The sequence below is a fragment of the Nonlabens sp. genome (assembly GCF_051251825.1).
Taxonomy (GTDB): domain Bacteria; phylum Bacteroidota; class Bacteroidia; order Flavobacteriales; family Flavobacteriaceae; genus Nonlabens.
Window position 1 is genome coordinate 16,072 of record NZ_JBPOGG010000018.1, and the last position, 15,375, is coordinate 31,446.

Annotated in this window: 1 protein-coding gene (only partly in view); it reads left to right on the forward strand. The window is 39.7% G+C overall.

The features are described from left to right. A protein-coding gene (locus tag ACSHWW_RS13580) for a DUF7507 domain-containing protein (RefSeq protein WP_435683010.1) crosses the window boundary here: on the forward strand, positions 1-15,245 show its 3' portion. 12,034 nt of this gene lie to the left of the window's left edge; only the last 15,245 of its 27,279 coding nucleotides appear in the window; its start codon lies beyond the left edge, outside the window; its stop codon occupies positions 15,243-15,245. The last annotated feature ends 130 nt before the right edge of the window (positions 15,246-15,375 follow it).

Consider the following 15,375-nt stretch of genomic DNA (forward strand, 5'->3'; position numbering starts at 1 on the left):
ACTGGAGAGATAATGAAGAACCATTAGATACTGATGGTGATGGAGTGCTTGACTCAGTAGATTTAGATGATGATAATGATGGTATTCCAGATGTAGATGAAGGATTTGTAGATGCTGAATGTAGAAATGGTGTTTTTCAAGTGATTGCAAACCAATTATTCGTTCTCAACGAAACAAATGGTAATTATGATGCTATCGGGCCTATTCAAAATTTAGTTTATAATGGTTTAGCTTACAGTCAAGTTGAAGATCAGTTCTACGGTTATGTTCGTAATAATGGATCCGGTTCTACAGATTCTTCTGGAGACTCAGTAACTAGAGGAGACGTAATTACTATTAATGCATTTAATGGAGAAACAAATAAAATTGGTAATGTAGGTTCTACTTTTAATGCGGCTGCAGGGTTTATTGTTGGAGATATTTATTATTTATCTGACCTTAGAGATCTTATTGCTTATAACATTACTACAGGAGTAACTACAACTATTTATGATGATGCAACATCTGGAAGATTCTTTCCTAGAGATTTCGTAATTCTCAATGATGTAGCTTATGGGGTGCATGCAAATTTATTATATAAAATAGATATTTCGCTTGCGACACCTACGATGACTACCACACCGCTTCCAGCTGCTACTATTCCAGTTTCAGTGAATACACCAGTTGATGCTTATGGTGCAGGGTTTTTATTTAGATACGATGACTTTTTCGTCTCTAACAATGCAGGTGGACTTTATCAAATAGTTGATTTTACAACAAATGCGCCTTCGCTTAAATTTGTTTTCAACACTGTTGCTACTTCAAATAATGATGGGGCTTCTTGTAACTCAGGTAATATTTTAATTCCTGATACAGATGGCGATGGTATTTTTGATCACCTAGATTTAGATGCAGATGGTGATGGAATCCCTGATATCGTTGAAGCAGGTGGGATTGATGCAGATAATGATGGTGAAGTGGATTACCCAGTTGCTGGAGATCCTAGTTCAATGACTGATGCAGATGGCGATGGACTTTCTGATGATCCTGTTGTAGATACTACTGGTGATGGAATTGCAGATACTCCTGCAGACACTGATACAAGTATGAGTGTGCCTGGAACTAATTTACCTATTACAAATAGCGATACGGATGATAGACCTAACCATTTAGATATCGATTCTGATGATGATGGTATCGTTGATAATGTTGAGGCTCAGGCTACCGGAGATTTCAGTCCACCTTCAGGTAATGATGCTGATATGGATGGTATTGATGATGCATATGATTCTGATGATAGGACTCAAGTCGGTTTAGGATTTGGACCAGGAGATTCAGTTGTGCCAGTAAATACAGATAATGCAGATAATCCAGATTACTTGGACCTTGATTCTGATAATGATGGTGAAAGTGATAATATTGAAGCTTATGATACTGATGATGATGGGATTGCAGACACTGTAGTAACTACTCCTACTGATCTTGATAATGACGGTCTTGATGATGCGTTTGATAATGATACTGCAGATAATGATGCCACAAATGGTGGTGACCGTCCAGATGATGCAACTTTCCCTGACACAGACTTGGTTGGTGGCGAGCAAAACTGGAGAGAATTTGAGAAAATTACATTGCAAAAAACATCTCAGTATGTAGATGCAAACGGTAATGGAACTATTGATGTAGGTGATACTATTTTATATTCTTTCAGTGTACAAAATGAAGGTTTATCAGATATGGCGGTAACAATTGCAGACATACTGCCAGGTGTTGTCGTAACACCAGCAACTGCGGTTAATGTTCCTGCTGGAACTACAGACACGACTTCATTCACAGCAACTTATGCAATTACCGCTGCAGACGTTACTGCTGCACAAGTAGTGAATTCTGCTACAGCAACAGGTACTGGAAATGGAGTGACTACAAGTGATGTTTCTGATGATCCTACAGATGCTGATGTTACAGATCCTGATAATGATGGAGATCCAGATGGTCCTACCGTTACAGACTTGAGACAACCAGATATCTCAGTTGAGAAAATTGTAAACGCAGCACCTGGTGACTACGATGATTTAGATGCTAATGGAATCGTTAGTGCAGGTGATAGAATTAACTATACTATCTCTGTTTCAAATACAGGAAATGTTGACTTAACAGGTATTACGCTTACTGATGTTAATGCAACACTTGTAAACGCTGGGCCTTTTGATCTAGCGGTGACTGATCCAGCCTTTACAACAGCGGCTACGCACATATTGACTCAGGCTGAGGTTGATTCAGGTTCTTATGAAAACCAAGCAGTTGCTAATTTTGATGATCCATTGAATCCAGGAACGCCTATCACGGTTGATTCTGATGATCCAGGAACACCACAACCAGAAGATCCTACGGTATTCACAATTACTCCACAGAGTAGTATAGAAATCACTAAAGTAGATACCTATAATGATGTAGCTCCTACTGGATTAAACGCTGGTGACACGATTACTTATGTATTCACGGTTACAAATACAGGTAACGTTACTATTAATGATATTAAAGTAACAGACCCTAAGGTTACTGTTTCTGGTGGACCTATCAGCTTGGCTGGTGGTGCTTCTGACAGTGCAACCTTTACAGCTACTTATACAGTAACACAAGATGATATCAATGCAGGTGAATTTGAGAACCAGGCATTAGCAGACGGTATTGATGTAAATGCAAACCGTGTGACTGATGATTCTGATGATCCAGATAATCCTAATAGTGATGACGATCCTACTGTAACTACGTTTACTACAGTTAGTGATATCGCTTTCGCGAAAGCGGATACATTCAACGATATCAATAGTAACGGCTTTGCTGATGCAGGAGAGACTATTACTTATAGTTTTACAGTAGAAAACACAGGAAATACGACCTTAACATTAGTTACCGTAAATGATCCAATGGTTACTGTAACTGGTGGTCCACTGACCTTGCAACCAGGAGAGACTAATTCAACGGCTTTCTCTGCTACATATATTCTTACTCAAGCAGATGTTGACGCAGGTGAAGTAACTAACCAAGCAACCGTAACGGCAAATGATCCTATGGGACCTATTACGCCGCAGTTATCTGATGATCCAGATGATCCTACTACTCCAGATAGTGATCCTACGGATACTCCATTAACTACTAATGATGCTTTCACGGTAACTAAAGTTGATTTACCAGCAGCAGATGGATCTTACGATTCAACTACTGATGTGATCACTTATACCATAACGGTGACTAACACAGGTGGAACTACCTTAAATAATGTAGTAGTAACTGATGTGAATGCAGACTCTATAACACCAGCAGTTACAAATGGTTTAGCGCCAGGTGCTAGTTTTGACTTTACAGCAACACATAATGTTACTCAAACTGACCTTAATGCAGGTGAAGTAACTAACAGTGCAACAGTAAATGCGCAGGCTGGTCCTTTAGGAACACCTAGAACATTAGATCCAGTAGATTCTGATGATCCAGACAATCCAGCAGATGTGGATGGTCCAGATGCAGATACTAATCCAGATGATGATACAGTGACTCCACTAGCTCAAAAGCCAGTGATTGAATTAACAAAGTCATCAGTGATTAATTTAGGAGCAGATGCTGTTCTTAATGCTGGAGATACTATCGATTATACATTTGTGGTAACTAACACTGGTAACGTAGATGTTACAGGAACTACTATTACAGATGCTACTATCGGAATTGATGGAACTATCGTTCCTGCTCTAGTAGTAACGCCTAATCCATTGACACCAGCAGCACCTAATAATACAGGCACGGTTACTTATACATATACCATCACACAGGCTGATATAGATAATGGTTCTATTATCAACACAGCGACCGCTACAGGTACTGATCCAGATGGTAATAATGTAATGGATGATTCTGATGATCCTAACACAACTACTAATAATGATCCAACAACAACGCCATTACCTTCAACTGATAGTTTTACGGTAACAAAAACGGCAAGTGCTGGACCATTTAGTGCAGTAGGTGATGTGATAACTTATACGATAACTGTTGAGAATACAGGAACAAGTACGTTATCAAACTTAACGATAAGTGACCCAATCGCAGATGCTGGAAGTATTTCTCCATCTACAATTGCTAGTATTGCTCCTGGAACTGCAAATGCAGTGACAGTTACTGCAACACATACACTTACTCAAGCAGATATAGATGCAGGTGAAGTAGTAAATCAAGCTACAGTAACGGCTCAAAATCCTTCTGGAACTCCAGTAGGACCAGTGAAATCTGATGATCCGGTTCCAGGTGGAACAGAAGATCCTACGGTAACTCCTATCACTCAAACTGATAGTCTAACTATAACTAAAACAGATACGTTCAACGATGAAAACGGTAACGGTACAGCAGATGCTAACGAGACGATTACTTATAACTTCAGAATTGAAAATGACGGTAACACAACTATTACTGATATAGATGTTACAGAACAAGCTGGCGTAACAGTAGTAGGAGGAACTATTGATTTAGATCCTAGTGAAGTGAACACAACGGCATTTGTAGGGACCTATGTAATTTCTCAAACAGATATTGATAGTGGATCATTCAGCAACCAAGCAACGGTTTCTGGAACTCCACCTAATGGAACACCATTAACACCTATCGTATCTGATGATCCAGACACGCCTACAGGTGATGATCCTACAATCACTCCACTTAACGGAGCTCCTAGTTTCACATTAGAGAAAATAGGTTCTTGGGTGGATACAAACGGAGATGGTATTTCTGAAGCTGGTGAAACGATCAACTACGTGTTTAATGTTATCAATACAGGAAATACGACACTTACTAATATAGTTGTAACTGATCCATTACCAGGAGTTGTTGTAACAGGAACAATAGCGTCACTTGCTCCAGGTGCTAGTGATAATTCTATTACTGGTGTATATACTTTATTACAATCTGATGTAGATTCTGGTGAAGTAATCAACAGAGCAACTGGTACTGCAGATGGTGGAACAACAGATATGTCTGATGATCCAACTACTGTTGTAGCTGAAGATCCTACAACTACGCCATTAGTAAGAGATCCAGATATTTCTTTAGGGAAAGTAGGAACATTTAATGATGAAAACGGAGATGGTATTCCTCAAGCAGGAGAAACAATTTCTTACCAGTTCATCGTAGTGAATACTGGTAATACGACTTTAACTAATGTTTCAGTTTCTGATCCATTAATAACAGTGGTAGGTGGACCTATACCGACATTAGCTCCTCTAGCAACTGATAACACGACATTCACTGGTACTTATGTAGTTCTTCAGTCTGATATCGATAATGGACAGTTAACAAATACGGCAACTGTTTCAGGAACAGATAATGATGGTAATGTTGTGACTAACGTAAGTGACTTTTCTGATGATCCTTCTAACCCTGTAAATACAGATTTAGATAATGATGGTGATCCAGATGATCCTACAGTAACACCACTTGCTCCAGCTCCATCAATTGAATTGACTAAAACTGGTACATTCAACGATGATGGCGATGGAATTGCTGAGGTAGGAGAAACTATTACTTATGTGTTTGAAGTAACAAATACTGGTAACGTTTCATTAAGTAATGTAGTAATTAACGATCCATTAGTTAATGTATCTGGTGGACCGATAACACTTGCTCCAAATGGTGTAGATAATACGTCATTTACAGCAACTTACGTAATAACTCAAGCTGATATAAACAATGGTTCATTTGAGAATCAAGCTACAGTAAGAGGTAATGATCCTAATGGAACGGTGACCACAGATACATCTGATGATCCAACTCCTGGAACACCAGATAATGATAATAATGCTGATGGTGAGCCAGATGATCCTACGGTAACAGCACTACCTGCAAACTCTGCTTTTGAAGTTACTAAAGTGGCAACACTTAATGATGACGTCATTGCAAATGGAGTGGCAGATGCTGGTGAAACTATTGACTATGTAATTACTGTAACAAATACTGGTAATCAAACGATCAGTAATGTAACGGTTACAGATCCATTAATTCCTACACCAGGTTCAATAACATTGAATCCTAACACTAGTGATAATACCACTTTTGTAGCGACTTATACTATTACACAAGCTGATATTGATGCAGGTCAAGTGCAAAATCAAGCAACAGCTAATGGTAATGACCCAAGTGGAAATCCTTTAACGCCAGAACCATCTGACGATCCATCAACTCCTGCAGATGATGATCCTACGGTAACGCCGTTGACACCTAACTCTTCAGTTGAAATTACGAAGCAAAGTACTTTCAATGATGAAAACGGAGACGGATTTGCACAAGTGAATGAGACTATTTCTTATGTATTTGTAGTAACTAATACTGGAAATACAACATTAACTGGAGTAACCGTTAGTGATCCTATAGTTCCTGTTGCAGGTGGTCCTATTGCAACTTTAGCACCTGGTGCTTCAGACATGACGACTTTCACAGCAACTTATTCATTAGTACAAGCAGATATTGATTTAGGAACTGTGACAAACACAGCAACAGTTGATGCTACTGCACCAGATGGTCCAGTAACTGACACTTCTGATGATCCAACTACGATAACGCCTGATGATCCTACGATAACTAACTTAGGTCCATTAGATAATAGTGTAACGATAACTAAAGCGGCGAGCGCTGGTCCATTTACAGCTGTAAATGATGTTATTACTTATACAATGATTGTAACTAATACTGGTTCTACAACATTGACTAACGTAATGGTGACTGATGCAAATGCTGACGCTGGTTCAATTACTCCTGCCACCGTAGCATCTATAGATCCTGGTATGACGGCAACGGTAACAGCTACGCATACAGTAACTCAGGCAGATATTGATGCAGGAACTGTAACTAATCAAGCAGTTGTTACAGCGAATACTCCAGATGGAATGACCGTAACAGATGATTCTGATGATCCAACAGCTGGAACACCAGATGTTGATAATAATAACGATGGTGAACCAGATGATCCAACGGTAACTCCTATTGATCAAACAGATGAGATCACTGTAGTTAAAGTGGCAAGAGCTGGTACGTTTACAGCTGTTGGTGATGTGATAACTTATGATATCACAGTAACTAACTCTGGAACAACGACTCTTACAGGTGTAAATATTACTGATGCAAATGCTGACGCTGGTTCAATTACTCCAGCTACAATTGCAACAATGAATCCTGGAGATGTTGTAAATGCTACTGCTACGCACACAGTAACACAGACAGATATTGATGCTGGTGTTGTTACTAACCAAGCAGATGCTACAGGAAAAGATCCTGACGGTAACAATGTAACAGATCAATCTGATGATCCAGCTGATCCTACTAGTGATAATGACCCAACAAATACTACTATAACTCAAACATCAAGTTATACAGTTTCTAAAACAGACGCTCTAGCAACTGATGGTGCTTATGATACCGTTGGAGAAGTTATTACTTATACAATAACAGTTACAAATACTGGTAACACTACATTAAGCGGTCTAGCAATAACAGATCCTAATGCAGACTCAGTGAATCCTAGTAGTATAACAACTCTTGCGGCTGGTGATTCTGTAGATGTTACAGCAACTCATGCAATTACGTTAGCTGACTTAAATGCTGAACAAGTAAGCAATCAAGCTACAGTAAATGCAAACGATCCTGATGGTAATCCTGCTGGTCCAGTTGTTTCTGATGATCCAGATGACGCAACGACTCCAGATATGGACCCAACGATCACACCGTTAGTTCCTAATGCAGAAATTGTACTTACTAAAACCGGTACTTTCCAAGATCAAAATGGTGATGGAATTGCTCAAGTAGGAGAAACAATTGTTTATGCCTTTGAGGTGACCAATACAGGAAACCAAACGGTTACAGGTATCATGATTTCAGATCCTTTGCCAGGCATTGTGCTTTCAGGTGGACCTATCGATCTTGATCCAGGTCAGTCTGATTCAGTAACCTTTACTGCTGTTTATTCACTTTTACAAAGTGATATAAATAATGGTGATGTAACTAATCTTGCGACAGCTCAAGGAAATGATCCTAATGGTGATCCAGTAAGTGATACATCTGATGATCCGACGACAACAACTCCAGATGATGCAACTACGACTACTTTAGGTGTAGATCCTATGATCTCACTTACTAAAGTAGGAGTGTTCAACGATGAGAATAATGATGGCGTTGCTCAGGTAAATGAAACAATCACTTATACATTTACGGTAAGAAATACAGGAAATGTAACAGTGAGTAACATTGCAGTAACAGATGCTCTAGTAGCTGTTCCAGCAACGACTATAACATTGACTCCAGGTCAGGTTGATAACACAACATTTGTTGCAACTTTAACCTTGACTCAAGCGCAGGTTAACTCTGGCTCAATTGTGAATACAGCAACTGGAACAGGTCAAGATCCTAATAACAATCCTGTTACAGATCGTTCAGATGATCCTAATAATCCAGCAAATGATGATCCAGATAATGATGGTGATCCAGATGATGATACGGTAACTCTATTACCAGCTGACCCATCGATTACTTTAATTAAGGAAGCAACGTTCAATGACACAAATAATGATGGAATTGCACAGGTTGGTGAAACGATTAGTTATGTATTTACAGTTACTAATAATGGTAATCAGACATTAACTAATGTATTCATCAGTGATCCAGGAGTTGGAATCATGGGTGCTCCAGTAACACTAGAGCCAGGTGATGTAGATAACACAACATTCACAGCAACTTACACGGTTTCACAGGCCGACGTTGATGCAGGTGAATTTAGTAATCAAGCGACAGCTACTGGTTTTGATCCTAACGGAACGCCAGTTACTGATAAGTCAGATGACCCAACGGACACAGCGAATGATGATCCTAATAATGACGGTGACCCAGATGATCCTACAGTAACTGTTCTAGCTCCACAAAGTGATATTACTATTACTAAGGAACAACAACCAGGTACGTATAATGCGTTGAACCAAGTTATTACTTATAATTTAGTAGTAACTAACACTGGTAACACGACACTTACTAACGTTTCGGTAACAGATGCTAATGCTGATGCGGGAAGTATTACTCCAGCAACAATTGCAAGCATTGCACCAGGCGCTAGTGTTAATGTTTCTGCAACCCATACAATTTCTCAAGCAGATCTTGATTTAGGTTCAGTAACTAACACAGCAGTGGTAACGGGAACTGATCCTAATGGAACAGTGGTAACAGATGATTCTGATGATCCTAACAACCCTACAAATGCTGATCCAAATGGAGATAATGATCCAGATGATCCTACGGTAACACCTATTGATCAGAATGCTGAAATTGATATTACCAAAGCAGCAACGCCTGGTACATTCAATACAGTCGGTCAAGTGATTACTTATACAATAGTGATTACAAATACAGGAAATGTAACAGCTTCAAACGTAGTTGTGACTGATGCAAATGCAGACACGTTATCACCTTCGTTCTTTGCAAGTGTGCTTCCAGGAGCTGCAAATGCGGTAACAGCAACAGCTACACACGTAGTTACACAGGCTGATTTAGATGCAGGAAGTGTGGTTAATACCGCTTTCGCGAAAGCGGACGATCCACAAGGCGATCCTATTGGACCTATCGGGTCTGATGATCCTAATACTCCTCAAGTTGATGATCCGACTGTAGTACCTATGGACATTACAACGTCTTACACGGTAACTAAAGTAGATAGAGCTGCTGTAGATGGTGCTTATGATACAGTAGGTGAAGTAATCACTTATGATATCACTATTACTAATACTGGTAATACAACGATCAGCAACATAGTAGTTACAGATTCAAATGCAGATTCTATTACACCGGCTACAATTGCTAGTCTTGGTGCTGGAATGAGCACGGTTGCAGTTGCAACTCATGCAATTACACAAGCAGATCTTGATGCTGGTTCAGTAGATAATCAAGCTAGTGTAAGTGGAGATGATCCTAATGGTGATCCAGCTGGTCCTATTGTTTCTGATGATCCAGATACTGGTACTCCAGATGATGCAACTAATACACCATTAGTTCCTACAGGAGATATCTCGATTACTAAAGCTCAAAATGCACCAGCAGATGGTTCTTATGATACAGTAGGAGAACAAATCTCTTATACTATTGTAGTTACTAACACCGGTAACGTTACATTAACTAATGTGGCAATTACTGATGTAAACGCAAGCAGTGTAACACCTTCAAGTGTTGCAACTCTAGCGCCAGGAGCAACAGTGACAGCTACAGCGGTTCACATTATCACTCAAGCAGATATTGACGCTGGAATGGTGACAAATGTGGCGGTAGCAACGGGTGAAGATCCTAATGGAACAATAGTAACAGATAATTCTGATGATCCTGATAATCCTACAAATGACGATCCTAACAATGATAACGATCCAGATGACCCAACAGTAACTATAATCGATCAAACAGATGAGTTTGATATTGAGAAAGTTACAACAGGTGGCGATGGCTCTTATGACACCGTTGGTGAATCAATTGATTATTTAATCACGGTAACTAATACTGGTAACACGGTATTAACTAACATCAACATTACTGACGCAAATGCAACTATCACAGGTGGAAACCCAATTGCGGTTCTTAATCCAGGAATGAGTGCGGTAGTAACAGCTTCTCATATTATAGATCAAGCAGATCTTAATAATGGAAGCGTGTTAAACGTAGCAATCGGTACAGGTGAAGATCCTCAAGGTAATCCAGTAGGTCCAGTAGCTTCTGATGATCCTAACACTCCAGCCGATGATGATCCTACGATTACTCCGCTAGATGAAACACCTAGTTTTGATATTACTAAAGCAGTTACAAGTACTGGTCCTTATGATACAGTAGGTCAACAAGTGACTTATGATATTGTAGTAACTAATACAAGTAACGTAACGCTGACTAATGTTGTAATTGGTGATGCAAATGCTGACTCAGTAACACCTTCAACTATAACTAGTTTAGATCCAGGTGTTGCAAATGCAGTAACGGTTGTTGCTGTTCACACGATTACTCAAGCTGATCTTGATGCAGGAACGGTAGTTAATATCGCAACTGTTTCTGGTGAAACTCCAAGCGGTGTGAGGATTGAAGAAGACTCTGATGATCCTAATAACCCGGCAGATGTTGATCCAGATAATGATAATGATCCAGATGATCCTACAGTAATTAATACTGTTACAGATCCAAGTGTACTAATCACTAAGGCAGCAGACGCACCGGCAGATGGAAGTTATGACACGGTAGGAGAGCAAATCACTTATACTATTGTAGTGACTAATGATGGAAACGTAACCTTAACTAATGTAGTTGTAACAGATCCAGGCGCAGATGCCGGATCGATTACACCAGCAACGATTGCAACTCTTGCTCCAGGAGCATCAGTTACAGTAACAGCTGCGCATACATTAACACAAGGCGATGTAGATGCAGGCATGTTTACAAACGTAGCGACTGTAACAGGAAATGATCCTAATGGAGTTCCAACGACAGATGAGTCAGATGATCCTAACAATCCACTTGATGCACCAGATGCAGATGGTGATCCAGGAGATCCAACAGTAACCGTAATAGATCAAACAGATTCATTTACGATTACTAAGGCTGATAATCCAGCTGCAGATGGAGCTTATGATACGGTAGGAGAAGTAATTACATATACTATAGTTGTAACTAACACAGGAACAACAACATTAGATAATGTAGTAGTATCTGATCCAACGGCAGACACTATTACTCCAAGTAACATCGGAACGATGGCACCAGGAGCAGTAGTAACGGTAACAGCAACGCACAACATTACGCAAGCTGATATCGACCTAGGAACTGTAACAAACGTAGCAACTATAGACGGTGATGATCCACAAGGGAATCCATTAACTCCAGTAGTTTCTGATGATCCAGATACACCAGCGAGTGATGATCCTACGATTACACCAATAGTAATGACTCCAGACATCAGCATCACTAAGTTAAGTGAAGCAGCTGCAGATGGAAGTTATGACACGGTAGGAGAGTTGATTACTTATGTACTTGTTGTAACAAACAATGGTAATACAACCTTGAATAATGTAAACGTTACAGATCCAAACGGAACCATAACGAGTGCTTTACCTATCGCAACATTAGCGCCAGGCGCAAGTGTTACTTTAGCTGCAGAGCATGCGATTACTCAAGCAGACTTAAATGCAGGTCAAGTAATCAATACAGCAACAGCAACTGGAGAAGATACTTTAGGTAATGAAATAGCAACTGATGATTCAGATGATCCAACAAACCCAGCAGATGTAGATCCTGATGGCGATATGGATCCAGATGATCCAACAGTAACGATGTTAGATGAAGATCCAAGTTTTGCCTTTACAAAAGCAATCACATCATCTGCACCTTATGCATTGAATGGAGTTATTACTTATGATATCGTAGTTACTAATACAGGAAACGTAACGATAAGTGGAGTAACAATTACAGATCCTAATGCAACGATTGTGAACGGATTACCAGTTCCTGATCTTGTGCCAGGAGCAATGCACACGGTACAAGCGGAGCATGTAGTTACACAAGCAGACTTAGATGCAGGAGTTGTAGATAACCAAGCATCAGTAACAGGAACAACGCCAGGTGGAGAAACTGTTGATGAGACATCAGATGATCCAGATAACATGCTAGATAATGATCCAGATGGTGATGGTGATCCTGATGATGTTACATCACAGCCATTAGCTCAAGATCCAACGATTTTGATTACTAAGGCAGCAGACGCACCAGCAGATGGAAGTTATGACACGGTAGGTGAGCAAATTACTTATACTATTGTAGTGACTAATGATGGAAACGTAACCTTAACTAATGTAGTTGTAACAGATCCAGGCGCAGATGCCGGATCGATTACACCAGCAACGATTGCAACTCTTGCTCCAGGAGCATCAGTTACAGTAACAGCTGCGCATACATTAACACAAGGCGATGTAGATGCAGGCATGTTTACAAACGTAGCGACTGTAACAGGAAATGATCCTAATGGAGTTCCAACGACAGATGAGTCAGATGATCCTAACAATCCACTTGATGCACCAGATGCAGATGGTGATCCAGGAGATCCAACGGTAACAGTAGTAGATCAAACTTCTAGTTTGGATATAACTAAAACTGATCAAGCACCGCTTGATGGTTCTTATGATACAGTTGGAGAAGTGATTAATTATACTATTGAAGTAACTAATACAGGTAATACCACAATTACAAACGTGGTAATTACTGATCCTAATGCAAATACTGTTACACCATCAACGGTTGCTAGTATTGCTCCAGGAGCTACGGTTACTGCTATTGCTACTCACGTTATTACTCAAGCAGATTTAGATACTGGTAGTGTAACGAATACAGCAAGTGTAGTAGGAGACGATCCACAAGGTAATCCTCTAGTGCCTGTTGATTCTGATGATCCAGATACAACAACTCCAGATGATCCTACTATTACAGACCTTGATACTCTTGCGGATATTACAATGACTAAAGCCGCTGATCCAGCAGCTGATGGAATGTATGATTCATTAGGTGAGATTATTACTTATACTCTGAGAGTAACTAACGTTGGAAATGTAACCTTGACTAATGTTGTGGTAACAGATCCTAATGCAACAATAACTGGTGGTTTACCTATTGCCCAATTAAATCCAGGACAAACAGTTATAGTTACAGCAGAGCATATTATAACTCAAGCAGATCTTGATGCTGGTGAAGTATTGAATTCAGCAAGTGTTATTTCTGATGATCCTCAAGGTAACCCAATAGTTGATGATTCTGATGATCCTAATAATCCAGCAGATGTTGATCCTGATGGTGACGGTGATCCAGATGATATAACTCAAACTGTATTGATGGGACCTGTTGAGTTTACTGTGGAAAAAGCAGCCTTAACCGCTAGTTTTGATGAAGTAGGTGATGTGATTACTTATGAAATCACAGTGACTAATACTGGTCAGTTAACGATATCTAACTTGGTTGTTACAGATCCTAATGCTACAATTGTAGGTGGTGGATTAGTTGGGACTCTTGCTCCAGGAGCAGTAGTAACACTAACTGCTCAGCATATTGTCTCGGCAGCAGAGTTGGAAGCTGGATTTGTTGATAATCAAGCTTCAGTAACTGGTGAGAATCCTATGGGAATGCCATTAACGGTAATCTCTGATGATCCTAATGACCCATCAAATGTTGATATTGATATGGATGGAATGCCAGACGATATCACAACTGTTTATAGAGATACTGACGGTGATGGTATTACTGATAACATTGACATCGATGATGACAATGATGGAATACTAGATGTTGTAGAAGGTAATCAAGATACTGACGGAGATGGAATTCCAGATTCTTTAGATCAAGACAGTGATGGTGATGGAATCCCTGATAACATTGAAGGGCAAACTACTGATGGTTACATTAACCCAAGTGGACAAGACCTAGACGGTAATGGTCTGGATGATGCCTATGAGACAGTTCCTGGTGCAGGTAATGGAGTTAATCCATTAGATACTGACAGTGATGGAACTCCAGATTACCTAGACTTAGATTCTGATGGTGATACTATTCCTGATAATACAGAAGCATTTGACTTCAACATGGATGGTGTTCCAGATACGGATCCTTCAGGTCAGGATTCTGATAACGATGGTATTGATGATGCATATGATGCAACACCTGGTGATGCTTATGAGGATCCAAACGGAGATATTATCGTTGACAATCCAGCAGACCCTAGTCAGTTAAATAATACTGATGGTGAAGGTGAACCTAACTATCGTGATGATGATGATGATAATGATGGCGTTGATACTATAGATGAAGATCTTAATAACAATGGTGATCCATCAGATGATGATAGTGATGATGATGGTATTCCAGATTATCTAGATACAGATCCTAGAAGAGTAACGATATGGAATGCAGTAACTCCAGATGGCAATATGCAAAATGACTTCTTCTTCATTGAAGGAATCCAGAACTTTGATAATACCGTGAGTATATTCAATCGTTGGGGTGTTGAAGTCTTTAACGTAGATAATTACAATAATGCTGATCGTAGATTTGAAGGAATATCTAATGGTCGTACAACAATTGATGCAGGAGATAAGTTACCTACTGGAACTTACTATTACATCATTGAGTACAAGGATGATCAAGGAGATGTTCAACAAGTCGCAGGTTACTTATACGTTAGATAATCAATCATAAAAAACTCAGATTTGCAGTATTTTGCTGCAAATCTGATTATTGAAATACAAGAAAAGATGAAGAAACTATTAACTATAATTTTGGTATTCGCTTTCGCGAAAGCGGTAACTGCACAGCAGG